The following is a 23,676-nucleotide window of genomic DNA, read 5'->3' on the forward strand; positions in this document are numbered from 1 at the left end:
AGCACGGAGAGGCCGGAGAGCCGAAGAGGCCGGAGGCGGGCGACGCAGGAGGGGCGACGTCGGAGGGGTGACACGTACCCGCCGGACAGCCGTCCGGCCTGCCCGGAGGGCGCCACGACGGCGGAAGGGGCCGGAGGCCGTCACGGGGGCACCTGAAGGGGCACCGGTAGAGGTACGCGCCACCGCCGGACCCGACGCTGCGCGGTGCGTCACGTGCGCGGGGTCGCTGTCGGTGGCTCGTGCGAGGATGAGTGAACCAGTGATCGCAGGCAGTGGCCGGCGCAGACGACCCGACGTGGCGAGCCGGGCAGAAGGGACGGGCCGGGGTGAGCGACAACCAGAACCTCCTTGCGGAGCAGCGGCGTGCCCTGATTCTCGACGAGGTCAGGAGGCGCGGCGGGGTACGGGTCAATGAGCTCACCCGCAAGCTGAGCGTGTCGGACATGACGGTCCGTCGCGATCTGGACGCGCTGGCGCGTCAGGGCATGGTGGAGAAGGTGCACGGCGGCGCGGTGCCGGTCAGTGAGCCGAGCGCGCATGAACCGGGCTTCGAGGCGAAGTCGTCGCTGGAGCTGAGCGCCAAGGAGGACATCGCCAAGGCAGCGGCGCAGATGGCCGCCCCGGGCAGCGCCATCGCGTTGGCGGGCGGGACCACCGCGTTCGCGCTGGCGCAGCAGCTGCTGGACGTCCCGGATCTGACGGTCGTCACCAATTCGGTGCGGGTGGCCGATGTGTTCTACACCGCGCAGCGGGCCGCGGCCAGTGGTGGCGGCGGACCGCGCGCCGGGGCCGCGACGGTGGTGCTGACCGGCGGGGTGCGTACGCCGTCGGACACGCTCGTGGGCCCGGTGGCGGATGCCGCGATCCGGTCGCTCCACTTCGACGTGCTCTTCCTCGGGGTGCACGGAATATCGGTGGAGGCCGGGCTGTCGACGCCGAACCTGGCGGAGGCCGAGACCAACCGGCACTTCGTACGGTCCGCTCGGCGGGTGGTGGTGGTCGCCGACCACACCAAGTGGGGCACGGTCGGGCTGAGTTCGTTCGCGACGCTGGACGAGGTCGATGTCCTGGTGACGGACTCGGGGTTGCCCGCAGAGGCGCGCGCGGAGTTCGCCGAACTGCCGCCGGAGCTTGTGGTGGCCGGCGAACCGCCGCTGGACACCGAGCTCTGACGCCGAGCGGGACGTGAGGCCCCGCCGCGAAGTCCCGCTCCTGGGCAGAGAGCAGACAGCTGACGGTACGTCAGCTAGGGTGGGCGGCGCGCCGGCAGAACCCGGCCGCCGACCGTCCCGCAGGGGGTGCACATCCCATGGCACGCCGACTCCGCCCCGTCGAACTGGACTTCGTCGAGTCCGCCCCGCTGCGGCTGATCTTCGCCGCCGAGGTGGCCGCGCCACCGGAGGCGGTGTACGCGGCTCTGGCGGTCGATGTGGCGGGGTGGTCGAGCTGGTTCACGGGCGTGGCCCGGGCAGCCCCGACGCACGGGGGCCACGGCCGAGAGGTGCGGCTCACGGGCGGCACCCGCTTCACCGAGACCGTGCTTGCCGCCGAGCCCGCCGCGCACTACGCCTACCGGGTCGACACTTCCACCAACACCCCGGGCCTGCAAGCCCTGTTGGAGGACTGGCGGCTGACGCCCACGGACGGTGGCACCCGGCTGCGGTGGATCTTCGCGGCGGACGGCCCGGCCCCGTTCCGCTGGGTGATGACCCTCGCCAGGCCGGGCCTCGGCCGCGCCTTCCGGGAGTCCGTACGGGCACTGGACCGGCGCCTCGGCCCGGCCTGAACCCCGCCACCCGGCCTTGCCCCGCCGTGCCGCACCACACCGTGCTACGCCACGCCATGCCCGCCGGTGCCGCCCCCGGCCTTCGGCTTCCGGCGCCGACATCCGCCCCCGGCCCGGCCGCCCGCTCCAGCCCCGGCTCCGACTCTGGGCTCCGACGTCCGGTGCCCGTACCCGTGCTCAGGCCGGCCAGGCGCCGGTGGTCAGGAACTGGTCGAGGGTGCGCGCGTACGGCGCGATGTCCAGCCCCTGGGCCGCCAGCCACTCATCGGAGTAGTACTTGTCGAGGTAGCGGTCACCGGGGTCACAGAGGAGCGTGACGACGGATCCCGTACGGCCCTCGGCGACCATCTCCGCGACGATCTTCAGCGCGCTCCACAGCCCCGTCCCCGTCGAGCCGCCGGCCTTCCGGCCGATCGCCGCCTCCAAGGCGCGCACGGCGGCGATGCTGGCGGCATCCGGGACCTTCATCATCCGGTCGATGGCGCCGGGCACGAAGCTCGGCTCCATACGGGGCCGCCCGATGCCCTCGATCCGGGAGGCGGTGGCGCAGCCGGTGCCCTCGTCGCCGGTGAGCCAGCCGTCGAAGAAGCAGGAGTTCTCCGGGTCGGGGACGCAGATCCGGGTGTCGTACTGCATGTAGTGGACGTAGCGGGCGATGGTCGCCGAGGTGCCGCCGGTGCCCGCGGTGGCCACGATCCAGGCGGGTTCGGGGTAGCGCTCGAGCCGCAGCTGCTGGTAGATCGATTCGGCGATGTTGTTGTTGCCGCGCCAGTCCGTGGCCCGTTCGGCGTAGGTGAACTGGTCCATATAGTGGCCGCCGGACTCCGCGGCCAGTCGGGCGGAGACCTCATAGACCGTCCGCGGGTCCTCCACGAGGTGGCACTGGCCGCCGTGGAACTCGATCAGGCGGGTCTTCTCGCGGCTGGTGGTGGCCGGCATCACCGCGATGAACGGCACGCCGATGAGGGAGGCGAAGTACGCCTCGGAGACGGCCGTGGAGCCGCTGGAGGCCTCTATGACCGGTTTGCCGGGGCGGATCCAGCCATTGCACAGCCCGTAGAGGAACAGCGAGCGGGCCAGCCGGTGCTTGAGGCTGCCGGTGGGGTGCGTCGACTCGTCCTTGAGGTAGAGGTCAATGCCCCACCGCTCGGGCAGCGGGAAGCGCAGCAGGTGGGTGTCGGCGGTGCGGTTGGCGTCCGCCTGGACCTTGCGCACGGCTTCGTTCAGCCAGCTGCGGTAGTCCGGATCCGAGCGGTCGACGTCCACGGTCGGCATCGGGGGCCGCCCCGCGGCCTCGTCCTCCGGCTGGCTCTGCGGCTGCTGTGCGGTGCTCACCGGCGCTCCTCAGGGGTGGCGAAGCCCGCACGGAACCGCCGGGCCGCTTCCGACTATAGCCACCCTCAGCACCCTTCTCACCTGCATAAACATCCCTTTGAGAGTCCCCAAGAGGTCCCTGGGGCGAGCGCCTTGCGCACCCCGCCGGTTCGGGCATGCGCCGGCGGCCACCAGGGATACTGGCGCACCGGGCGCGGTGACGGCACACTCCCCCTAGGGGCGGTGAAGGGCAACTGCCCGTTTCACCGAGGAGGTGCCGGCCATGGCGGAACCGGAGTTCAACGCGACCGGCGTACGGATCGAGCGGTGGCTGCGGTCGCTGACCCACGCCGGACAGGTCGTCATCAAGGACGGCCGGCTGGCGCTGCTCACCAGCTACGGCACGGAGATCGACAGCGCCCCGCTGGGCGCCGTACAGGCCCACAAGCCCCGGTTCGCGGCGCGGGACCGGGCGTTCGCCCGACTCAACGGGCACCGGTACTCCCTGACCCTCGGCACGCCGGAGCTGTTCCTCAAGGCCCTGGAGGCGGCCCGCCCGCCGCGCGCCTGACACCCTGCCCCCGGCCGCCCCGGTGCGGTTGCGGGAGCGCACCGTCTGACCGACCCTGAACTCGTATCACTCAGGGTTCACCAGCGGTGACGCTGTGGTGTGGCGGGCATCGCTGGATCCGATCTTCGCCCCTGCCGATACGAGGGGCGCCCGACCTCATCAGGGAGTCGCGGTCGTGATCAGGCAGCCCAGCAGGCACTGCACGGTGGAGCTCCAAGCCGCCCCGGCTCGCATCGGACATGTGCGCAGAATCATCTCCGCCCAGCTGCGGTACTGGCGGCTCGACGCCGTCATAGACCCCGCCGCACTGGGGGTGACCGAGCTGCTCGCCAATGTCCACCGGCACGCCCGCCCCAGCAAGCAGTGCACCGTCGAACTCAGCGTACTGCTCGACCAGTTGACGGTCTCGGTGTACGACGAGGATCCCCGGCTCCCCTGCGTCCGGGCCGCCGGCACCTGGGAGACCTGTGGGCGCGGACTGGCGCTGATCGCCGCCCTGAGCGAGACCTGGGGAGTGCGCCCGGACGGCGGCGGGAAGGTCGTATGGTTCACCCTTCCGGCCCTCACCACCGCCCCCGAAGAGGCCCGAGCGACCCCCGGACACCGGGAGTCGCTGCCGTTCGACGAGCTCCGCACGGCGGCGGACGCCGGGGCCCCGCCCGGGGTGCGGGGCGCGCGGGTCGGCTGACGGGCGGAGCAGTCACGACGGACACGGCGGCCCCGCTCACCCCAGCATCCCCACCCAGCCCAGCATCCCCACCCAGCCCGGCAGTCACGTCGCGCCGCCGTTGCGCCGACTTCGTCTGCACCCCGTGGGAAGTACCCGGCGACCGGGCCCCGTTCCGACCGACACCCCCTCCCCTTGAGGTTTGTAACTACCAGTATGTACAGTGCCGCCATGGGCACTCAGGAACGACTCGGCACCCGGGAACGGCTCGGCACTCAGGAACGCCTGGTGCGCAGCACCCAGGAACTGCTCTGGGAACGCGGCTACGTCGGCACCAGCCCCAAGGCCATCCTGGAGCGTGCGGGCGTCGGCCAGGGCAGCATGTACCACCACTTCTCGGGCAAGGCCGATCTGGCGCTGGCGGCGATCCGGCGCACCGCGGAGGAGATGCAGCAGACCGCCGAGGAGTGCCTGGGCGGCCCCGGTACGGCGTACGACCGCGTGGCGGCCTATCTGCTGCGCGAGCGGCAGGTGCTGCGCGGCTGCCCGATCGGCCGGATGACCCAGGACCGCGATGTGGTGCACAGCCCCGAGCTGCGCGCACCGCTGGACGAGATGTTCGGCTGGCTGCGGGGCCGGATCGCCGAGGTGCTCACCGAAGGCCGACGGCGCGGAGAACTGGCTGCTGAGCTCGACCCGGTGGCCACCGCGGCCACCGTCGCGGCGGTCGTCCAAGGCGGCTATGTGCTGGCCCGGGCGGCCGATGCCACGGCGCCGTTTGACGCCGCCGTCCAGGGCGTCCTGGCCCTGCTCGCCGCACAAGCCACGCCCCCGGTACCCCCGGCGTCCGCCTGACCCTCCCTCGGGCACCGCCACGGCGCTCCGCTCCCCCTCCGGAACCCGCCCCTCACCTCTCTGGAGCCGAGCCCCCTTCCCACCCTCTGGAGCCCCCTTATGCACGCCATGCAGTACGCGATCACGCTGCCCGCCGACTACGACATGGGGATCATCCGCCGCCGTGTGGCCACCCGGGGTCACCTCCTCGACGACTTCGCCGGACTGGGCCTGAAGGCGTACGGAATCCGCGAGCGCGGCAAGGACGGCGCCCCGGCCCATCAGTACGCGCCGTTCTACCTCTGGGCCGACCCGGAGGCGATGAGCCGCTTCCTCCTCGGTGCCGGATTCCATGGTGTGATCAGCGACTTCGGGCGGCCGGTCGTCCAGCACTGGCAGGGGCTGTTCCATCGGCCCGGCCCGGCCGCGCACCGCCGTCCCGGTGCCTTTTCACGGCGCACCGAGCGCCTCGCCGAGGGAGCCGATCCGGACACCGCCGTCACCGCCGCGGTGGCCAGGCACGAGCGGCTGGCCGCCACGGACGGCGTCCACTCCACCTCGCTGGCGCTCGATCCGAGCCGGTGGGAGCTGGTCCACTTCACCCTCTGGACGGATGCCGTCCCGGAGGAGGCCGGTGACCGCTATCAGGTGCTGCACCTGTCCGCACCGGGCATGGACCGACTGAGGGCGGGTCAGCAGTGGTGAGCGCCTCGGGAAGCCCGGTGGAGCCGGACCCCGCCGCCGCGGTGGGGCGGACGTCCGGGTCCCCCGGGGCGGGGGAGCCCGCGCCGGTGGCGCCGACCGTCCGTACGGTGCTGGGCGATATCGCCCCGGCGGACCTCGGCGTCTGCGACGCCCATGACCACCTCTTCCTGCGCAGCCCCCGCCTGCCGGGCGAGGAGCTGGCCGATCCCGTTGCGGCGGCCGCGGAGCTGGCCGCCTTCCACCGGGCGGGCGGCGCCGCGGTGGTCCAGTGGACGCCGTACGGCATGGGCCGCGGCGCCGCCGAACTGCCGCGGCTCGCACAGGAGTCGGGGGTGACGATCGTGGCGGCCACCGGGCTGCACCAGGCGGTGCACTATGCGCCCGCGGTGCTGGAGCGGGTCCGACCCGACCTTGCCGGGGTGTTCGTCACCGAGCTGACCGAGGAGATCGGCGCCACGGGGGTACGCGCCGGAATGATCAAAGTGGCGGGGGGATTCCACGGCCTGGACCGGCACGCCCGCTACACGATGGCGGCGGCGGCCGAGGCCCAGCACGCCACCGGAGCGGCCATCGGTGTCCACCTGGAGCTGGGCACCGGCGCACTGGACGTACTCGACCTGCTCTGCGGCGCGTTGGGGGTCGCGCCGGACCGGGTGGTCCTCGGCCACCTCAACCGCTCCCCGGATCCGGTGGTGCACCGGATGGCCGCGGAGTCCGGGGCGTACCTGGCTTTCGACGGTCCCTCCCGGGCGCACCACGCGACCGACTGGCGGCTGCCGGATGCGCTGGCCGGGCTCGCCGGGGCGGGCTTTGGCGACCGGATCCTGCTCGGCGGGGACACCACGACGGCCGGTGCCCGCTCGGTGAACGGCGGCCCCGGTATGCCGTATCTGCTGGGCCGCCACCGTCGGCGGCTCGAACTCGCCCTGGGGGAAGACCTGGTGACGCGATTCCTGACGGCCAATCCGGCGCGGGCCTTCGCCGCCCGGTGGCCACGACCGGCCACCGGGAGCTGAGGACCTGCCCAGGCGGCCCCGCTCCGCCACCGTCACCGCCACCGGGAACCGCGCTCCGCTCCGCCACCCCCGGCCCCACCGCCGCAGGGGACCGTTCCCGTCACCGTCCCCCTCCCCCACCGGCTCGGCCCGTCCCGTCCGGCCCGTCCCGCCCGCCCCGCTACCGGTCGAGTACCACCAGCGGATCGTCCAGCACCGGCTGCCAGGCCAACTCCGCTGCGCCCACCAGACTGTTGTGGTCGAGGCTGCAGGGCAGGATCGGCACCCCGCCGCTGCGGCCCCACAGGCTGCGGTCGGCGACCACCGCGCGCAGCCGCTCCGGGTCCGCCTCCAGCAGGGCGCGGTGCAACCCGCCCAGGATGATGCGGTCCGGGTTGAGGATGTTGACGAGCCCGGCGATACCGAGGCCGAGCCGGTCGATGAGGAGGTCGGCCGCGGCGCGTACGGCGGAATCGGCGTAACCGTCCCGCAGCAGGTCGGCGGCCTGCTGGAGCAGCGAGACCTCGGGGCCCGGTTCGCGGCCAGCCGCGACAAGGAAGGCGAGCGGGTCCGCCTCGACGTCCAGGCAGCCGCGACTGCCGCAGTGGCAGGCCGCGCCCTCGGGGTTGACGGTCAGATGGCCGACCTCCAGGGCCAGGCCCGAACTGCCGCTGTGCAGCCGCCCGTCGAGGACCAGCGCGCCACCGACGCCCCGGTGCCCGGAGGCCACACAGAGCAGATCGCGGGCGCCGCGACCGGCGCCGTGGCGGTGTTCGGCGAGCGCCATGAGGTTGACATCGTTGCCGGTGAAACCGATCGCCTCGGTGACGCCCGGGAGGCCGGCGTCGGCGAGCGCCTGCCGGAAGAGTGCGCGCACCGGTGCGCCCGGGGGCCAGGCCAGGTGGAGCGGGTTGAGGGCCTCGCCGTCCGGTTCGGCGACGGCGGAGGGGACCGCGAGCCCGGCGCCCAGGCAGCGCCGGCCGGTCCCGTGCAGCAGCGCGGCACCGGCCGCCACGACCTCGGCCAGTACGTCCGCCGGGTCGGCGGGGATGGTGCCACAGCCGGGCGCGGTCGCCACGATGCGGCCGCCGAGTCCGACCAGGGCCGCCCGGTACCCGTCGGCGTGGATCTGTGCGGCGAGCACGACCGGGCCGTTCTCGTCGACGAACAGCCGGTGGGAGGGCCGCCCTTGGGAGCCCGCCGAAGCGGTGGGCCGGGAATCGACGGTGATCAGGCCGAGCGCTTCGAGCTCGGCGGCCACCGCGCCCGCGGTGGCGCGGGTCACACCGAGTTCGGAGGTCAGGACCGCACGGGTGGGCGCGCGTCCGGTGTGTACAAGCTCCAGTGCTGGTCCGAGGGCACCACGGCCGCGGTCCAACCTGGTTGTCCGAGTCTGGGTCACACCTCTATTCTGACTTTGTGCCGATGTTAAACAAAATACGGAGGGTCCTTACGGGGGACCTCGGCTCCGTCACTGCCGATCGACACCCCCGCACCCGACCCCACGCCCAGGCCCACACCCCACCCGACTCCTCTCTTCACTCCCCACCCGACTCCGCCTCCGACCTCACCTCTCGCTCCGGCTCCGATGCCCGTCCCCGGTCGGCCCACTCGGCCCCGCCTGCCGGGTCGCCCCGGTCGGACCAGTCGGCCCAACTGACCCGGCTGCGCATCGCCGTCACCGCATTCTTCGCCATGGACGGCTTCCTCTTCGCCGGGTGGGTCGTCCGCATCCCCGCGATCAAGGCGCAGACCGGCGCCGGGGCGGGCGCCCTGGGGCTCGCCCTGCTCGGCGTGTCGGCCGGCGCGGTCGCCTTCATGCTGCTCACCGGACGGCTCTGCCGGCGGTTCGGTAGCCACGCCGTGACCACGGCCTCCGCCGTCGCCCTCGCCCTGAGCATCCTGCTGCCGCCGCTCACCCGCTCCGCCACCGCGCTGGGCCTGGTCCTGCTGGTCTTCGGCGCCGCGTACGGCTCCCTCAACGTCGCGATGAACAGCGCCGCGGTGGACCTCATCGCCGCGCTACGGCGGCCCGTGATGCCCAGCTTCCACGCCGCCTTCAGCCTCGGCGGCATGCTCGGCGCCGGGCTCGGCGGACTGGTCGCGGGCCACCTCTCCCCCACCGTCCACCTGTCGCTGCTCTCCGGTATCGGCCTGCTGGCGACGGCCGTTGCAGGACGCACCCTGCACACCCACCCGGCTCCGTCCGTGCCGGAGCGGCTGCCGGCGGAGGACGAAACGGCGGAAGAGGACGAGCCGGGGGCCGCCGCACCGGGCCGACGACGGCGTCTGGTGGCCGTCTTCGGCCTCATCGCCCTGTGCACCGCGTACGGCGAGGGGGCGCTGGCCGACTGGGGCGCGCTGCACCTGTCGCAGGACCTGGCCGCCGGGCCCGGCCTGGCCGCCGCCGGCTATGCGGTGTTCGCGCTGGCGATGACCGCGGGCCGGCTGTCGGGAACGGCCGTGGTGCAGCGCTTCGGACCCACCCGGGCCCTGATCGCCGGCGGTACGACGGCGGCCGCCGGCCTGCTGCTCGGCGCGCTCGCCCCGAGCGCGGGCGCGGCCTGCCTGGGCTTCGCCGTCGCCGGGCTGGGGCTCGCCAACATCTTCCCGATCGCCATCGCCCGGGCCGGCGAGACCGGCGGCTCGGACGGCGTCGCCGTGGCCTCGACGATCGGCTACGGGGGCATGCTGCTCGGCCCGCCGGCCATCGGGTTCCTCTCCGAGGCCTGCGGCCTGCCCGTCGCGTTGACCACCCTCGCGCTGCTCGCCGCGGTCGCGGCCGGCATCGCGTACGCCACCCGCGGGGCGCACCGTACCGGGCGGCCGTGACACGGCGAGGGGCACGCCCGGCGTTCGGGGCACAGCGGGCGCACCCTGCCCGGCGGTCCTGACACGGAGCGCCGCCGGCCGCGGGGCAGCCCCGCCGCGGCCGGCTGTCAGTGGCGGCTGGCACACTCGTGACCATGGAGATCACTGAGTTCGTCGAAACGCTGCGACTGGACGGGGGCCTGCTCGCAGACGCCGCCGAGGAGGCGGGCCTGGACGCCACGATCCCGGCGTGTCCCGACTGGCAGGTGCGGGACCTGCTCACCCACGTCGGGCGGGTCCACCGCTGGGCGGCGAGGACCGTGACACAGGGGGCACAGCAGCCCACCCGGCCGGACGCAGCACCGGAACTGTCCGACGACCAGCTGGTCGACTGGCTGCGCGAGGGTCACCACGAGCTCGTCCTGGCGCTGCACGCCGCCCCGCGGGACCTGGCGGCCTGGAGCTTCCTGCCCGCGCCGTCGCCGCTGGCCTTCTGGGCCCGCCGCCAGGCCCACGAGACGTCCGTGCACCGTGTCGACGCCCAGCAGGCCGCCGGCGCCTCCCTGACCCCGCTGCCCGCCGCCTTCGCCGCCGACGGCATCGACGAACTCCTGACGGGCCTGCACTCCCTCGAGCGCAGCCAGCTGCGTACGGAGGTGCCCCGTACGCTCCGGGTGCGGACCACCAACGCCCGCGGCGCCGAGTGGACCGTCCACCTCTCCGACGCCACGCCGCGTACGGTGCGCACGCCCGTCCCGGGCTCCGGTGCCGACGCCGGCGAGGCCGCCGCGGACGCCGCGAAGCCGGCCGACTGCACGATCGAGGGCCCGGCCGAGGAGCTCTACCTCGCGCTGTGGAACCGCCTGCCGTGGGACGCGATGACGGTCACCGGAGACCCGGCGCTGATCGATCTGTGGCGGGAGCGCGCGGGCATCTGAGCGCGCGGCGGCATGCGGGGCCTACGTCTGCGGGACCGACGGCTGCGGGGCGGACGCGTGCCAGGGTGACCTGTACGGGCCGACGCGTGCCGACGCGTGCGGGCCGACGCCAGAGATCGAAGGGATGGCCCGCACCTACCGGGTGCGGGCCGATGCGTGCGGGCCGACGTGTGCGGGGCCGAGGCGTCCACGGCCCCGTGTCACGGCGGCATGGTGCCGTCCCGACAGCCCGGCGCCCCAAGGACACCCGACCGGACGGCCGCCCCTCACGCCCGGTCCATGGCCTCCATCGCCCGGCGGGCCAACCCACTCGTGCGGACGATCTCGCCGAGGGTCGTCGTCCCCCGGGTGATCTTCGCAAAGATGAGCCAGGCCGGACGGAAGCCGGTGAGGGTGGCGTGCAGCAGGCCGGGGCGGCGGGAGAAGATCTTGAGCATCCGGCGGCCGACGCCCATCTCCACGCCCAGGCCCGCCTTGATGGCGAAGGCGTAATTGAGCGCCTGGCGGCGGGCGTCGACGGCGTCATGCGCCTCGGAGACCCGCACCGCCCACTCGCCGGCGAGCCGCCCGGAGCGCAGCGCGAAGGAGATGCCCTCCCGCGTCCACGGCTCCAGCAGTCCGGCCGCGTCGCCGCACACCAGGACCCGGCCGCGGGAGAGCGGCGAGTCGTCGGCGCGGCAGCGCGTCAAATGCCCCGAGGAGATGCTCGGTTCGAAGCCGGCCAGGCCCAGGCGGCCGATGAAGTCCTCCAGATAGCGCTTGGTCGCCGCGCCCTCGCCACGTGCGGAGATCACACCGACGGTGAGGGTGTCGCCCTTGGGGAAGACCCAGCCGTAGCTGCCCGGCAGCGGGCCCCAGTCGATGAGCACCCGGCCCGCCCAGTCCTCGGCGACCGGCGCGGGCACCGGGATCTCCGCCTCCAGGCCGAGGTCGACCTGGTCGAGCTTGACGCCGACATGTGCTCCTATCCGGCCGGCACTGCCGTCCGCGCCGACCACCGCGCGCGCCAGCAGCACCTCGCCGTCGCCCAACACCACCGCGACGGTCCGTCGGTCCGGCACCTCGGCGCCGTGCTGCTCGACCCGTGAGACGGTGACGCCGGTACGGACCGTGGCGCCGGCGTCCTTGGCCGCCTCCACCAGCCGGGCGTCGAACTCGGGACGGTTGATCAGCCCGAACAGCATGTTCTTGGAACGGCGGGTACGGGCCAGCCGTCCGTTGAGCGAGAAGGTCACCGCGTGCACCCGGTCGCGCAGCGGCAACTCGAAGCCGGGCGGCAGCGCGTCCCGCGAGGGGCCGATGATGCCTCCGCCGCAGGTCTTGTAGCGCGGGAGCTGCGCCTTCTCCAGGAGCAGCACCCGGCGTCCCGTACAGGCCGCGGCGTGCGCGGCCGAGGCGCCCGCCGGCCCCGCGCCCACCACCACGACGTCCCACACCTGCTGCTCGTCCTCCGCTGCCCGCTCGCTGCTCACCTGTGCTACTGCTCCCGTTCGATGGCTGGCTGCGCGTACCGCCCGCATCCTACGGGCCGCTCCTCGGCGGACGGCCTGTGGGAAGATCGGTGGCACTCTTGCGTACGTCCGGCTCGTCCGGCTCACACCATCGGACGGCCCGTATCTCACAACGCCGCGCCCACAAGGAGCGTTCCATGTCTGACAGCCCGCTCGCGCAGACCGTCGCCGCACTGCAGCCCCGCGCCAGGACCGAGCTGGCCGAACTGGTGGCCTTCAAGTCGGTGGCCGATCCGGCCCAGTTCCCCAAGAGCGAGTGTGAGGCGGCCGCCGACTGGATCGCCGAGGCACTGCGGTCGGACGGCTTCCAGGACGTGGCGCTGCTGGACACCCCGGACGGCACCCAGTCCGTATACGGCTTCCTGCCCGGCCCCGCCGGCGCCCCCACGGTGCTGCTCTACGCGCACTACGACGTGCAGCCGCCGCTGGACGAAGCCGCCTGGGTCTCCCCGCCGTTCGAGCTGACCGAGCGGGACGGCCGCTGGTACGGCCGCGGCGCCGCGGACTGCAAGGGCGGCCTGATCATGCACCTGACGGCGCTGCGCGCGCTCAAGGAGCACGGCGGGGTGCCGGTCAACGTCAAGGTGATCGTGGAGGGTTCGGAGGAGCAGGGCACCGGCGGACTGGAGCGGTACGCCGAGGCGCACCCGGAGCTGCTGGCCGCGGACGCCATCGTCATCGGTGACACCGGCAACTTCCGGGTCGGGCTGCCGACCGTGACCGCGACGCTGCGCGGGATGACCCTGGTGCGGGTCCAGGTCGACACCCTGGAGGGCAATCTGCACTCGGGCCAGTTCGGCGGGGCGGCCCCGGACGCACTGGCGGCGCTGATCCGGGTCTTGGACTCGCTGCGCGCGGAGGACGGTTCGACGACGGTGGCGGGGCTGGCCGCCGACGCCACCTGGGACGGCCTGCAGTACGCGGAGGAGGACTTCCGCAAGGACGCCAAGGTGCTGGACGGTGTCGGGCTGCTGGGTAGCGGTTCGGTCGCGGACCGGATCTGGGCGCGGCCGGCGGTCACCGTGCTGGGCATCGACTGCCCGCCGGTGATCGGCGCCACCCCCTCCGTGCAGGCGGGCGCGCGGGCGCTGGTGAGCCTGCGGGTGCCGCCGGGCACCGACGCGGCGGCGGCGGCCAAGCTGCTGACCGCGCACCTGGAGGACGCCGCCCCGTGGGGCGCCCGGGTCACCGTCGAGCAGATCGGGCAGGGCCAGCCGTTCCGCGCGGACACCAGCAGCCCGGCGTACGCCTCGATGGCGGCGGCGCTGCAGGAGGCGTACGACGGCGCGGAGATGCAGACGTCCGGTATGGGCGGCTCGATCCCGCTGTGCAACACCCTCGCCGGGCTCTACCCGGACGCGGAGATCCTGCTGATCGGGCTGAGCGAGCCGGAGGCGCAGATCCACGCGGTCAACGAGAGCGTCTCGCCGGAGGAGTTGGAGCGGCTCTCACTGGCGGAGGCACTCTTCCTGCAGCGGTACGCGGAGGGCCGCGAGTAGGCAGCAGGCACGTAGACAAGCCGGGCGCCCGGCCGGGCCGTACGGACGACGGACCGGCCGGTAGACGCCCCCGGGGCCGTACGTACGAGCGCCCGGCCGGCCGTACGGCGACCACCGGGGACGTACGACGACCACCGGGGGGCGTACGGCCACCCGGGCCGCCGAACGGCCGGAGGGTGCGGCGCCCGAGTCTCCCCCCGGTCAGCCGACCGGCACTCCGGCCTCCAGGTAAAGCGGGCAGCCGCGTTCCCGGGCGCGCAGGGCCCAGCGCAGCCGGTTCCAGCGCACCGGCGGCAGCAGGAGCTCCGCCTCTGCCTCGGTGACGAAGCGCCAGGCGCGCAACTCGGCGCCGGGCAGCAGCAGTTTGCCGATCCGTTCGTCGGTGAGGGTGCCGCCGTCGTAGAGGAGTCTGAGGCCGCCGAAGCCGGGGGGCTGGGGGGCCTCCCAGTCCAGCACCAGGAGCCGGGGGGCGCGCGGCAGCTCGATGCCCAGTTCCTCGGCGACCTCCCGTACGCCGGCCTGGGCGGGCGGCTCCCCGCGCTCGACGACCCCGCCGGGGAACTCCCAGCCGGCCTTGTAGGTGGGATCGACCAGCAGCACCCGGTCCTGGTCGTCGAAGAGCAGGACGCCCGAGGCGAGGGTCTCGGCCGTCGGTTCGGGGGTCTGCACGATGTCGCAGGCGCCGGCGCCGGTGCGGAGGGCCTCGGCAACGCGTTCCGCGGTCTGCCGGGGCGTGAGCCGGCTGGTGTCCACCAGGTGCGCATCGCCCTTGAGCCACGACAGCGCGTCGGCGTAGGGCTCTAGGTGCGCGAGGGACCAGCGGCGGACGGCGGTGGGCTCCTGCGCCTCCTCCGCGTTCTCCCCGTTCTCCGCGTTCTCCTCGCGGTGCGCCATACGCTGCCGAAGGATCGTTTCCTCCGCATGCAGCAGGATGTGCCGGACGGGTATCCGGCGGGCCGCCAGGGAACCGAAGATCTCATCGCGGTACTCCTGGCGCAGCAGGGTCATCGGCGTCACCAGCGGGCCGGGCACCTCGGTGAGCAGCGCGGCCGCGGTGTCGACGACCATCCGCCGCCAGGACGGCAGGTCCTGGTAGTCGTCGACCTCTTCGAACCGCTTGGCGGGCAGCATCAACCGCAGCCCGTCGCCGAGGAGTTCAGGGTCGTAGAGCGTGCTTCCGGGAAGCAGGTCGAGCAATTCATGAGCCGCAGTGGTCTTGCCCGCACCGAACGTGCCGTTCAGCCAGACGATCACGGTTTCCCCTCTTCCCTAGACCCAGGTGAGTTGCCCGCCACACCCTGCCACGGAAACGCTGGGGGTCCACGGGCTGCGCGCACACCGGGAACGCAGCGCATTCGGTCACCGGCCCGGCCGGGGGCGCTCCGTTTCCCGCCCCCGTGGACGCATCGATCGTGACGTGGCATCGCGAGGGGGACGCCGGTCACGTGTCCCCCGCCGCGAAGTCCCCGGCAAACAAGCGCTCCCCAGCCCCTCCTGCACCGAAACCCTCACCCGCACACCGGGTGTGCGCACCTGCGCCGGCACCGCGAAATCCGCATATGACGGCGGCGCATCGAGCCGCCGGAGGGTGGCGGCGGGCTCGCCGCCGCCCCGGCCCGCCACTCCCGCCCCGCCCGCCGCGTCCCGCCGCACGGTCCGGGACATCCGAGCTCCGTCTCCGACGGCCCTTCCGCATCCGTGGGCCTCAGCGCCGCCGTCGCGGAACGGTACCCGGGCCGCACCCCACGCCCCTACGGAGGGGAACCAAACAGAAACAAACGCCAGGGACGGGAAGGCACTCCGAACAGCTCGGCACATCCAGGGATTTGACCGACGGATTCCGCACCCTCACCACCCCTCTTCCAACAGTCTCCAACAAGCCCTACCGTAAACACTCGCCAGTGACAGGTACACGCCCTCACCACACCTCTCACGAAGACGGAGGACGCGAACCATGCGCGTTCGTATCCGCACCATGCACCGCCGAGGACACCGAAGAATCATCGGAGTGCTGTCCGCCGCGCTGTTGGGTACGGCAGGGGTGACCGCCCTGCCCGCTGCGGCGGCCGTGCCGCACGCCCCGGCCCCCGCCGCGGTCCCCCACACCACCGACGCCGGGCGCACCACCCCCGCACCCCGCCTTCCGGGCGGACTCGCCGCGGCGCCCCCGATGGGGTTCAACAACTGGAACTCCACCCACTGCCGGGCGGAGTTCAACGAGGAGATGGTCAAGGGCATCGCCGACCTCTTCCTCACCAAGGGCCTCAAGGACGCCGGCTACCAGTACGTCAACCTCGACGACTGCTGGGCGCTGCCCTCCCGCGACGCGAACGGCAAGCTCGTACCGGATCCCCAGCGCTTTCCGCACGGCATCAAAGCGGTCGCCGACTACGTCCACTCCAAGGGGCTGAAGTTCGGCATCTACACCAGCGCCGGCACCAAGACCTGTAACGAGGCCGGATTCCCCGGAGGCCTGGGGCACGAGCAGTCCGACGCCCGGCAGTTCGCCGACTGGGGCGTTGACTACCTCAAGTACGACAACTGCAACAACTGGGGTGTGGACGCCAAGCAGCGGTACCGCACCATGCGCGATGCGCTGAAGGCCACCGGCCGGCCCATCGTCTACAGCATCTGCGAATGGGGCGAGAACAAGCCCTGGGAGTGGGCGTCGGACGTAGGGCACCTGTGGCGGACCACGGGCGACATCAGTGACTCCTGGTCGAGCATGCTCGCCATCGCCAAGCAGAACCTGCCGCTGGCGCAGTACGCCGGCCCGGGGCACTGGAACGACCCGGACATGTTGGAGGTCGGCAACGGCGGGATGACCGACACCGAGTACCGCAGCCACTTCTCGCTGTGGTCGATGATGTCCGCGCCCCTGCTGATCGGCTCCGACCTGCGCAAGGCGGCGCCGGAGACCTTCGAGATCCTGTCGAACAAGGACGTCATCGCGCTCGACCAGGACCCGCTCGGCAAGCAGGCCACCGTGCTGAACTCCGACTCCGGCCGGTGGACCCTGGTCAAGCAACTGGCCGACGGCGCCCGCGCGGTGGCGCTGTTCAACGAGACCGACCGTCCGCAGCGGATCTCCACCACCGCCAAGGACGTCGGCCTCCCGCAGGCAGCCGGCTACCGTCTGCGCGATCTGTGGCAGCACCGCGACACCCACACCGCGGGCGACCTCTCCGCGACCGTGCCCGCCCACGGCACCGTCGTCTACCGCGTCACCGCCGACCGACAGTGGGCGCACTACCCGCCGGCGGTCGAGCCCGGCACCGACGGCAGTCCGCTGGTCGAGGCCGGCACCGCCGGCGGACTACGCTCCACCGTCCGTAACCTGGGCGGCACCCCCGCCCGGAACCTCACGGTCACGCTCAACGCCCCACAGGGCTGGCGGATCAAGGCCACCTCGCCGGCCACCACCCGCGCCCTGCCCGCCGGACGGACCCTCACCACCAGCTGGCGGATCACCGCACCGGCCGGCACCAAGCCCGGCGCGTACGCGCTCCCGCTCACCGCGGACTACCGCTCACCTGGCGGCACCCGCGCCACCGCCGCCCTCCCCGGCACGGCCCACGTCGTGGTGCCGCCGCCGTCCGGGACCGCGGACGCCGCCGAACTGCCCTGGCTGACCTCGTCCAACGGCTGGGGACCGGTCGAGCGGAACTCCAGCGTCGGGGAGCAGGGCGCCGGAGACGGCAGGCCGCTCAGCATCGGCGGCAGCGGCTTCGCCAAGGGCCTGGGCGTCCACGCACCCTCCGAGGTCAGCTTCTACACCGGCGGGCGGTGCACCGCCTTCAGCGCCCGGACCGGGGTCGACGACGAGGTCGGCGACCGCGGCTCGGTCGGCTTCGAGGTGTGGGCCGACGGCCGACGCGTCGCCCAGAGCGGCACCCTGACCGGCGCCGACGCGGCAGCCACGATCGACGCTCGGATCACCGGCGCCACCACCGTCCGCCTGGTGGTGACCGACGGCGGGGACGGCATCGACTACGACCACGCCGACTGGGGAGACGCCAAGTTCACCTGCTGATACCCGAGTTGAACGCGGGCCGCCGGGGCACGGCGCCGGGCGCGGCAACCCCGCCCCCTTCTGCCCCGGCGCCCGTCCGTCGCCCTGCTCCGGGGGCCGCTCGCACACTCAACGCTGATCTTCGAGGTCCGGATAACGAGCGCTGTCCAAGGGGGCGATGTCGGCCTCCACCCCGGTCAGGGCTCTGGTCATCGCCTTGATGGACAGCAGCGCGGCGGACGACTCGCGGTGGAGGGCCCTGGCGTTCCTGGCGGCGGCCATCGCGTTGACGTAGTCGTATTCCGCAGCGGAGTTCTCAACGGTCAGAGCCGGAGTCCTGCCGTACTCGTACACCTCCCCGTATATGGTGAACAGTTCGGTCTGGATCGCCATGTACTGCCGGAACCTGTGCAGGGCGTCGTCGACTCGGTCGTGCACGGTGGGCGCCCGGTTTCCGAGCAAGAGGTAGATCCATGCATTGATCAGAGCGATCTGACTCGCCGACTCCGCGGCCTCGCGGAAGTGTCGCAACTTCTTGGTGCCTTTGAGGTGCTCGGGCAGCCATTCCGAGGACTTCAGCCGTAGCCGCTTCAACCTCCCGGTCTGCTCCCAGCGTTCAGGCAGCCATTCCCAAGGCCGGTACGGATCCAGCTGTTTCTCGCGAGCGGTGAACGCCACCTCAAGGCAATTCGCCACCGCCTCCAGCTTCAGCGCCCGCTCCGTTCCCTCCAGTTTTCTGACATCGAGCCACTGGCGGCGAGCTGTCTCCCAGTGAACCTCTGCCACGGCACCGAGGATCTCCGACATGCGCTGTGCCGACTCGTCGGCCACCAGTTGTTGCACGGTCTTCGCCGCTGTGACGAGACCTCGTAACAGAGCCCAATCCACCGCCATGACATCAGTCTGCTGCACGGCGAGCACGTGGCAACGGCTGTTCAGGGAAGCGTGGCAAGCCCAGTGGGAACCGCAGGCAAGCGGGATCCACCGGTTGGCCGGCATCGCGGGGTCGGCCGGCTCCTTGCGGGAGCTGCGGACGCAACAGGCCAAGGGGCGTGCGGGAAGGGCGTCGTGGTGGGGTCAGGGAGCGGGGACGAACGCATCGAGGCGGGAGTGTTGCGCCGCGGCCGCGGCGGCACCCACCACACCGGCGTCCGTACCCATCTGGGCCGGTACGACCGTCAGGTCCGCGAGGAACGAGAGCTTGGCGTAGTCCCGCAGGGCCGAGCGCAGCGGGGCGAACAGGACGTCACCCGCGCCCGCGACGCCGCCGCCGATCACCGCTATGTCGATCTCGACGAGGGTGGCGGTGGCGGCGATCCCCGCGGCCAGCGCCTGGGCGGCTCGCTCGAAGGAGCGACGCGCCACCGGGTCGCCGGCCCGCGCCGCGGCGGCCACGGCGGCGGCACTGGTGTCCCCGTCGGGGCCCGGCAGCCAGCCGTTGGCCAGCGCCCGGCGGGCGATATTGGGGCCGCTGGCGATCCGTTCGACGCAGCCGCGGGCCCCGCAGGGGCAGGGGTCGCCGTCGAGGTCAACGCTGATGTGTCCGATGTGGCCTGCGTTGCCCGTCGGTCCGGGGTGCAGCCGCCCGCCGAGGACGAGCCCGCCGCCGACTCCCGTGGAGACCACCATGCACAGGGCGTTGGCATGGCCACGCGCCGCACCCTGCCAGTGCTCGGCCGCGGTCATCGCCACACCGTCGCCCACCAGCACCACCGGACGGCCCCCGACCAGCGCCCGCACTCCGGCGACCAGCGGGAAGTCCCGCCAGCCGGGGATGTTCACCGGGCTGACCGTGCCGGCCTGGGCGTCCACCGGGCCCGCGCTGCCGATGCCGACCGCCGTCACCCGGCGCCAGTCCGGCTCCGCGGCCAGCTCCCGGACCACCTCGGCCACCGCACGCATCACGGTCGCCCCGTCCCGGTCAGCCGGCGTGGGCCGGGCCGCCCGTACGAGCAGTCTGCCGTGTGCGTCCACCAGAGCGCCGGCGATCTTGGTGCCGCCGATGTCCAGGGCTGCGCTGAGGTCCGTCTGCATCGGTGTGGAATCTCCTGGTGGGCCTGGGGCCGGGGCGTACGTACCCGGCGCGAGAACGCCAGTCTTTCGCCCTTTGACAACGTTGTCTAGAGGCTATGCTCGACGCCACACTCGACGCCGAAAGAAACAGGGCCGCATCCGTGACCGACTCCGCCCGAGGCACCTCTCGCCGCTATGGCACCCGGCCCACGATGAAGGATGTCGCGGCGCGTGCCGGGGTGGGCCTCAAAACGGTCTCCCGTGTGGTCAACGGCGAGGCGGGCGTCACCCCCGACACCGAACGCCGGGTCCAGGAGGCCATCACCGCCCTCGGCTTCCGTCGCAATGACTCCGCCCGCATCCTGCGCAAGGGCCGCACCGCCAGCATCGGCCTCGTACTGGAGGATCTCGCCGACCCCTTCTACGGGCCGCTCAACCGCGCCGTCGAAGAGGTCGCCCGGAGCCACGGCGCACTGCTGATCAACGGGTCCAGCGCCGAAGACCCGGCCCGCGAGCAGGAGTTGGTCCTGGCGCTCTGCGCACGGCGGGTGGACGGGCTGGTCATCATCCCGGCCGCCGACGACCACCGGTATCTGGAACCGGAGATCGCGGCCGGGATAGCGACCGTGTTCGTGGACCGCCCGGCGGGCCGGATCGACGCGGATGTGGTGCTCTCCGACAACTTCGGCGGCGCCCGGGACGCGGTGGCCCACCTCATCGCGCACGGCCACCGGCGGATCGGCTTCATCGGCGACCTGCCGCGGATCCACACCACCCGGGAGCGGCTGCGTGGCTATCGCACCGCAATGGCCGCCGCGGGCCTGCCCGTTGACGACTCCTGGGTGTCGCTGGGCTCCACCGCTCCGGACCGGGTCCGCTCCGCCGCCGACGCCATGTTGGAAGGGCCGCAGCCGGTCACCGCGCTCTTCGCGGGCAACAACCGCGTCACCGTCACCGCCGTACGTGTCCTCGGCGCCCGTCTGCGCCCGGTGGCGCTGGTCGGCTTCGACGACTTCGAGCTGGCCGATCTCGTCCGGCCGGCGATCACCGTCGTCGCCCAGGACCCGGCCCGCATGGGCCGTACGGCCGCCGGTCTGCTCTTCCGTCGCCTCGACGGCATCGCCGACCCCACGCAGCGCACGGAGATCCCCACCCGCCTGATCGCCCGCGGCTCCGGCGAGATCCCGCCGGCGGAGGACTGACCGCAAGAGGCGGACCACGGCAGCGCGCCGTACGACGCGTACGACGCCCGCGACCCGCGCCGCACGGAGTCGGCCCCCGGCACGGTCCCCGGCGGAGTTCCCGGCGCGGCTCGCAGCAGGGGCGGCCGTGCGACGGTCGCCGACCGCCCGGATCAGCCCCCGGACCGTGCGACGTCCGGCGTGCGGACACCTTCCTGCGCGGCCGGCGCGCCCTCGCTCAGCGCGGCCGAACGCCGGCGGCCCGGCCTGCTGTTCCACCGTCAACTGCCCTGTGACAGCGCCCGTTCCCGACCTCATGGCTCCCCCCGCTGTGGCTCCGTTTCCACCGCAGAGCCATGCTCGCACGCGCCACTGACAACGCTCCGGCGACAGCGTCGCAGCGGCAGTTGACGGCGCGCCGGCGCCCGGGCAAAGCGGCACCCACGGCACGGCAACGGCCCGTCGACGAACCGCCGATGGGCGTACCGACGCGCCCGCCGCCATGGGCCGTTGCCGTACGCACGGACGGAGGGGACCCGCGTCCTGAGGAGCCCCCGGAGGGAAGCACCATGAGGGAGCGCCGCGCCAACCGCACGGGAGGGGACGGCGGCCACGCGTCAGCCCACCGTGGTCACGCGCCCCCACCGGCCTCCGTCACGCGCCCCGGCCGGCTTCCGTCATGCGCCCCCGCCGGCCTCCGTCACGCCCCGGCCGGTCTTCGTCACGCGCCCGCGCCGGCCCCCCTCACGCGCTCCACCGCTCCCCGTCACGCACCCGCACCGGCCCCCGTCACACGCCCCGCCAAGACCTCCAGGTCCCCCCGCGTCAGCCCGGTGAGGCCGGCCACCTCGGCGGGGTCGACGGCGCCGCAGTCCAGGCCGCGCAGGAGGTAGCCGCTGAGGGCCTTGGCGGTGGCCGGCTCGTCCATTACATCGCCGCCGGCCTTGGCCACGTACGCGGCGAGCCGGGCCGCGGCCGGTTCGAGGCCCTCGCGGTAGAAGGCGTAAACCGCTGCGTAACGGGTGGGCAGGTGGGCCGGGTGCATATCCCAGCCCTGGTAGTACGCCCGGGCCAACGAGCGGCGGACCAGGCCGTGGTGCAGCCGCCAGGCGTCGTGCACCTGGGCGGTGGCGCCCACCGGCAGCACATTGGTCGAGCCGTCGGACAGCCGCACGCCCGTACCCGCTGCGGCCACCTGCATCACGGCCTTGGCGTGGTCGGCCACCGGGTGGTCGAGGGACTGGTGGGCGGCGCTGACACCGCAGGACGCGCTGTAGTCGAAGGTCCCGTAGTGCAGGGAGGTGGCTCGGCCCTCGGCCGCCTCGATCATGCGGGCGACGGTGGCCCGGCCGTCGGCGCCGAGGATCGACTGGGTGGTCTCGATCTGGATCTCGAAGCCGATCCGGCCGCTCTCCAGGCCGCGCGCCCTCTCGAAGGCCTCCAGCAGGCGGACCATGGCGGTGACCTGCTCGGCGTAGGTGACCTTGGGGAGGGTGAGGACCAGGCCGTCGGGCAGGCCGCCGGCCTCCATCAGCCCCGTGAGGAAGATGTCCAGGGTGCGGATGCCGCGGTCGCGGACGGCGGCCTCCATGCACTTCATCCGGATGCCCACATAGGGGGACGCGGTACCTCCGCCAGCCCCCGGCCGGGAGGTGCCCCCACCGTAGGCGGCGGCCACCAGGGCGGCGGCGCGGGCCGCCGCGGCGTCCTCCTCGGCGTCCGGGCGCGGGCCGTAGCCGTCCTCGAAGTCGATCCGCAGGTCCTCGATGGGCTCGCGGGTCAGCTTGGCGCGGACGCGGTCGTGGACCTCGGCGGCGAGGCCGTCGGGGAGCCCCAGTACGGCGGCGAGCGCGCCGGCGTCGGGGGCGTGCTCGTCGAGGGCGGCGAGCGCCTGGTCGCCCCAGGAGCGGATGGTGTCGGCGGCGAAGACATCGCCGGGGACGTAGACCGTGTGCACCGGCTGACGAGTGCCGGGGTCGCCCGGGTAGCGCCGGGCCAGGTCCGCGTCCACCTGGGCGAGCGCGGCTCCGATCCCCTCGCGTACGGTGTCCGCAAGGCTCGTCGCCACGGTCTCCTGCTGCCCCATCGATACCCTCCCGGTGCGCACGCCGGCAGCCCGCCGGGCGTTTTTCCGCCTAATGGAATCAACAATCCGTAGAGCGAAGCTATCCGGGTCGATTGCCGAGGTCAACACCCTCCCGCCCGGGGCGGCGCAGGTCACCGGCGCCCGGCGGGGCCGACCGGCCAGAAGCGCGCTCCCACGGGGCCGGTAAACCCGTGGCGCGCCCGGCCGGGGCACGCCAGACTCCCCGTCATGACATGGACCGCACCCTCCATCCAGCGCAGTGCACTTCCGGCCGCCGTCGGCGAGCGGGAGATGCTGCAGGGCTGGCTCGACTTCCACCGCGACACCCTGTTCACCAAGTGCGCCGGTCTCACGGCCGATCAGCTCGTCCACGCCGCCAACCCGCCGTCCGGCCTCACCCTGCTCGGGCTGGTGCGCCACATGACGGATGTCGAGCGGAGCTGGTTCCGCCAGCGTTTCCTCGGTGAGCGGGTCGGCGAGCACTACTACACCGAGGAGAACCCCGACGCCGACTTCGACGACCTCGACCCGGCCGCCGCCGAGCGGGACTTCGCCGCCCTCCGGACCGAGATCGAGGAGTGCGACCGGGCGGTGGCGGACCGCGGCCTGGACGAGACCTTCATGATCCGGGGGCACACCCGGAACCTGCGCTGGATATACGTCCACATGATCGAGGAGTACGCGCGCCACAACGGCCATGCGGACCTGCTGCGCGAGCGGCTCGACGGCTCGACGGGCAGCTGAGGCCGGACG

21 protein-coding genes are annotated in these 23,676 nt (G+C 73.2%); 13 read left to right on the forward strand and 8 right to left on the reverse strand.

Annotation, left to right across the window (positions count from 1 at the left end; translation table 11 throughout):
* The first annotated feature begins 326 nt into the window (after nucleotides 1–326).
* Both AB0G84_RS08420 and AB0G84_RS08425 read left to right on the forward strand, forming a co-directional pair.
* A complete protein-coding gene (locus AB0G84_RS08420; protein ID WP_361317347.1) occupies nucleotides 327–1,172 on the forward strand; it encodes a DeoR/GlpR family DNA-binding transcription regulator in 846 nt (281 codons plus the stop codon).
* 137 nt (nucleotides 1,173–1,309) lie between these two features.
* A complete protein-coding gene (locus AB0G84_RS08425; protein WP_361317350.1) occupies nucleotides 1,310–1,786 on the forward strand; it encodes an SRPBCC family protein in 477 nt (158 codons plus the stop codon).
* A gap of 177 nt (nucleotides 1,787–1,963) precedes the next feature.
* Here AB0G84_RS08425 and AB0G84_RS08430 read toward each other — a convergent pair whose 3' ends face one another.
* Complete coding sequence (locus tag AB0G84_RS08430; protein WP_361317841.1) at nucleotides 1,964–3,061, reverse strand: PLP-dependent cysteine synthase family protein; 1,098 nt, start codon at nucleotides 3,059–3,061, stop codon at nucleotides 1,964–1,966.
* A 322-nt stretch (nucleotides 3,062–3,383) separates the two neighbouring features.
* On the opposite strand from AB0G84_RS08430, the gene AB0G84_RS08435 reads away from it, so the two are divergent.
* The 5 genes from AB0G84_RS08435 (at nucleotide 3,384) to AB0G84_RS08455 (ending at nucleotide 6,893) form a co-directional block, all read left to right on the forward strand.
* Entirely contained in the window at nucleotides 3,384–3,671 is a 288-nt protein-coding gene (locus tag AB0G84_RS08435) for a hypothetical protein (RefSeq protein ID WP_361317353.1), read from the forward strand.
* Between the two features lie 175 nt (nucleotides 3,672–3,846).
* The gene (locus AB0G84_RS08440) at nucleotides 3,847–4,359 is read left to right on the forward strand and encodes an ATP-binding protein (protein ID WP_361317355.1); all 513 of its coding nucleotides are present in this window, start codon (nucleotides 3,847–3,849) and stop codon (nucleotides 4,357–4,359) included.
* 210 nt (nucleotides 4,360–4,569) lie between these two features.
* The gene (locus AB0G84_RS08445; RefSeq protein ID WP_361317357.1) at nucleotides 4,570–5,193 is read left to right on the forward strand and encodes a TetR/AcrR family transcriptional regulator; all 624 of its coding nucleotides are present in this window, start codon (nucleotides 4,570–4,572) and stop codon (nucleotides 5,191–5,193) included.
* Between the two features lie 99 nt (nucleotides 5,194–5,292).
* On the forward strand, nucleotides 5,293–5,877 hold the full coding sequence (locus AB0G84_RS08450; RefSeq protein ID WP_361317360.1) for a DUF4865 family protein: 585 nt from the start codon (nucleotides 5,293–5,295) through the stop codon (nucleotides 5,875–5,877).
* Between the two features lie 86 nt (nucleotides 5,878–5,963).
* Nucleotides 5,964–6,893 (forward strand): phosphotriesterase, encoded by a 930-nt coding sequence (locus tag AB0G84_RS08455; protein WP_361317843.1) that lies wholly within the window; start codon nucleotides 5,964–5,966, stop codon nucleotides 6,891–6,893.
* A gap of 160 nt (nucleotides 6,894–7,053) precedes the next feature.
* Here AB0G84_RS08455 and AB0G84_RS08460 read toward each other — a convergent pair whose 3' ends face one another.
* Both AB0G84_RS08460 and AB0G84_RS08465 read right to left on the reverse strand, forming a co-directional pair.
* Entirely contained in the window at nucleotides 7,054–8,274 is a 1,221-nt protein-coding gene (locus AB0G84_RS08460; RefSeq protein WP_361317363.1) for an ROK family protein, read from the reverse strand.
* Nucleotides 8,275–8,410: 136 nt separating this feature from the next.
* Entirely contained in the window at nucleotides 8,411–8,569 is a 159-nt protein-coding gene (locus tag AB0G84_RS08465; protein ID WP_361317871.1) for a hypothetical protein, read from the reverse strand.
* Between AB0G84_RS08465 and AB0G84_RS08470 the strand changes: the two genes are divergently transcribed.
* Both AB0G84_RS08470 and AB0G84_RS08475 read left to right on the forward strand, forming a co-directional pair.
* On the forward strand, nucleotides 8,529–9,704 hold the full coding sequence (locus AB0G84_RS08470; protein WP_361317845.1) for an MFS transporter: 1,176 nt from the start codon (nucleotides 8,529–8,531) through the stop codon (nucleotides 9,702–9,704). The two genes, AB0G84_RS08465 and AB0G84_RS08470, sit on opposite strands and share 41 nt — an antisense overlap.
* 134 nt (nucleotides 9,705–9,838) lie before the next feature.
* Nucleotides 9,839–10,621: a maleylpyruvate isomerase family mycothiol-dependent enzyme gene (locus AB0G84_RS08475; RefSeq protein ID WP_361317366.1), complete on the forward strand. Its 783-nt coding sequence runs from the start codon at nucleotides 9,839–9,841 to the stop codon at nucleotides 10,619–10,621.
* A gap of 266 nt (nucleotides 10,622–10,887) precedes the next feature.
* Here AB0G84_RS08475 and AB0G84_RS08480 read toward each other — a convergent pair whose 3' ends face one another.
* On the reverse strand, nucleotides 10,888–12,093 hold the full coding sequence (locus tag AB0G84_RS08480) for a geranylgeranyl reductase family protein (RefSeq protein ID WP_361317368.1): 1,206 nt from the start codon (nucleotides 12,091–12,093) through the stop codon (nucleotides 10,888–10,890).
* Nucleotides 12,094–12,269: 176 nt separating this feature from the next.
* Here AB0G84_RS08480 and AB0G84_RS08485 point away from each other — a divergent pair, with 176 nt between their 5' ends.
* A complete protein-coding gene (locus AB0G84_RS08485; protein ID WP_361317370.1) occupies nucleotides 12,270–13,631 on the forward strand; it encodes a dipeptidase in 1,362 nt (453 codons plus the stop codon).
* 201 nt (nucleotides 13,632–13,832) lie between these two features.
* Here AB0G84_RS08485 and AB0G84_RS08490 read toward each other — a convergent pair whose 3' ends face one another.
* The gene (locus tag AB0G84_RS08490) at nucleotides 13,833–14,885 is read right to left on the reverse strand and encodes an NUDIX domain-containing protein (protein WP_361317373.1); all 1,053 of its coding nucleotides are present in this window, start codon (nucleotides 14,883–14,885) and stop codon (nucleotides 13,833–13,835) included.
* A 700-nt stretch (nucleotides 14,886–15,585) separates the two neighbouring features.
* On the opposite strand from AB0G84_RS08490, the gene AB0G84_RS08495 reads away from it, so the two are divergent.
* Nucleotides 15,586–17,664 (forward strand): NPCBM/NEW2 domain-containing protein, encoded by a 2,079-nt coding sequence (locus tag AB0G84_RS08495; RefSeq protein ID WP_361317376.1) that lies wholly within the window; start codon nucleotides 15,586–15,588, stop codon nucleotides 17,662–17,664.
* Nucleotides 17,665–17,772: 108 nt separating this feature from the next.
* On the opposite strand, the gene AB0G84_RS08500 is transcribed toward AB0G84_RS08495, so the two are convergent.
* Nucleotides 17,773–18,564: a hypothetical protein gene (locus AB0G84_RS08500; RefSeq protein ID WP_361317378.1), complete on the reverse strand. Its 792-nt coding sequence runs from the start codon at nucleotides 18,562–18,564 to the stop codon at nucleotides 17,773–17,775.
* 156 nt (nucleotides 18,565–18,720) lie between these two features.
* Nucleotides 18,721–19,677, reverse strand: coding sequence for an ROK family protein (locus AB0G84_RS08505; RefSeq protein ID WP_361317381.1), 957 nt, complete (start codon nucleotides 19,675–19,677; stop codon nucleotides 18,721–18,723).
* Nucleotides 19,678–19,817: 140 nt separating this feature from the next.
* Here AB0G84_RS08505 and AB0G84_RS08510 point away from each other — a divergent pair, with 140 nt between their 5' ends.
* Nucleotides 19,818–20,858, forward strand: a complete 1,041-nt coding sequence (locus AB0G84_RS08510; RefSeq protein ID WP_361317383.1) for a LacI family DNA-binding transcriptional regulator — start codon at nucleotides 19,818–19,820, stop codon at nucleotides 20,856–20,858.
* A 745-nt stretch (nucleotides 20,859–21,603) separates the two neighbouring features.
* Here the strand turns inward: AB0G84_RS08510 and AB0G84_RS08515 are convergent.
* The gene (locus tag AB0G84_RS08515) at nucleotides 21,604–22,923 is read right to left on the reverse strand and encodes an aldolase (RefSeq protein WP_361317386.1); all 1,320 of its coding nucleotides are present in this window, start codon (nucleotides 22,921–22,923) and stop codon (nucleotides 21,604–21,606) included.
* Between the two features lie 228 nt (nucleotides 22,924–23,151).
* Here AB0G84_RS08515 and AB0G84_RS08520 point away from each other — a divergent pair, with 228 nt between their 5' ends.
* Complete coding sequence (locus AB0G84_RS08520) at nucleotides 23,152–23,667, forward strand: DinB family protein (RefSeq protein WP_361317388.1); 516 nt, start codon at nucleotides 23,152–23,154, stop codon at nucleotides 23,665–23,667.
* Nucleotides 23,668–23,676: the final 9 nt, after the last annotated feature.

Source organism: Streptomyces sp. NPDC020742 (assembly GCF_040641675.1).
Taxonomy (GTDB): domain Bacteria; phylum Actinomycetota; class Actinomycetes; order Streptomycetales; family Streptomycetaceae; genus Streptomyces.

Excerpts from the sequence above, each read along its gene's own strand:
- AB0G84_RS08425 (WP_361317350.1), top strand. The coding sequence starts at position 1,310 with ATGGCACGCCGACTCCGCCCCGTCGAACTGGACTTCGTCGAGTCCGCC.
- AB0G84_RS08430 (WP_361317841.1), bottom strand. The coding sequence starts at position 3,061 with ATGCCGACCGTGGACGTCGACCGCTCGGATCCGGACTACCGCAGCTGG.
- AB0G84_RS08435 (WP_361317353.1), top strand. The coding sequence starts at position 3,384 with ATGGCGGAACCGGAGTTCAACGCGACCGGCGTACGGATCGAGCGGTGG.
- AB0G84_RS08445 (WP_361317357.1), top strand. The coding sequence starts at position 4,570 with ATGGGCACTCAGGAACGACTCGGCACCCGGGAACGGCTCGGCACTCAG.
- AB0G84_RS08450 (WP_361317360.1), top strand. The coding sequence starts at position 5,293 with ATGCACGCCATGCAGTACGCGATCACGCTGCCCGCCGACTACGACATG.
- AB0G84_RS08465 (WP_361317871.1), bottom strand. The coding sequence starts at position 8,569 with ATGGCGAAGAATGCGGTGACGGCGATGCGCAGCCGGGTCAGTTGGGCC.
- AB0G84_RS08475 (WP_361317366.1), top strand. The coding sequence starts at position 9,839 with ATGGAGATCACTGAGTTCGTCGAAACGCTGCGACTGGACGGGGGCCTG.
- AB0G84_RS08485 (WP_361317370.1), top strand. The coding sequence starts at position 12,270 with ATGTCTGACAGCCCGCTCGCGCAGACCGTCGCCGCACTGCAGCCCCGC.
- AB0G84_RS08495 (WP_361317376.1), top strand. The coding sequence starts at position 15,586 with ATGCGCGTTCGTATCCGCACCATGCACCGCCGAGGACACCGAAGAATC.
- AB0G84_RS08505 (WP_361317381.1), bottom strand. The coding sequence starts at position 19,677 with ATGCAGACGGACCTCAGCGCAGCCCTGGACATCGGCGGCACCAAGATC.
- AB0G84_RS08515 (WP_361317386.1), bottom strand. The coding sequence starts at position 22,923 with ATGGGGCAGCAGGAGACCGTGGCGACGAGCCTTGCGGACACCGTACGC.
- AB0G84_RS08520 (WP_361317388.1), top strand. The coding sequence starts at position 23,152 with ATGACATGGACCGCACCCTCCATCCAGCGCAGTGCACTTCCGGCCGCC.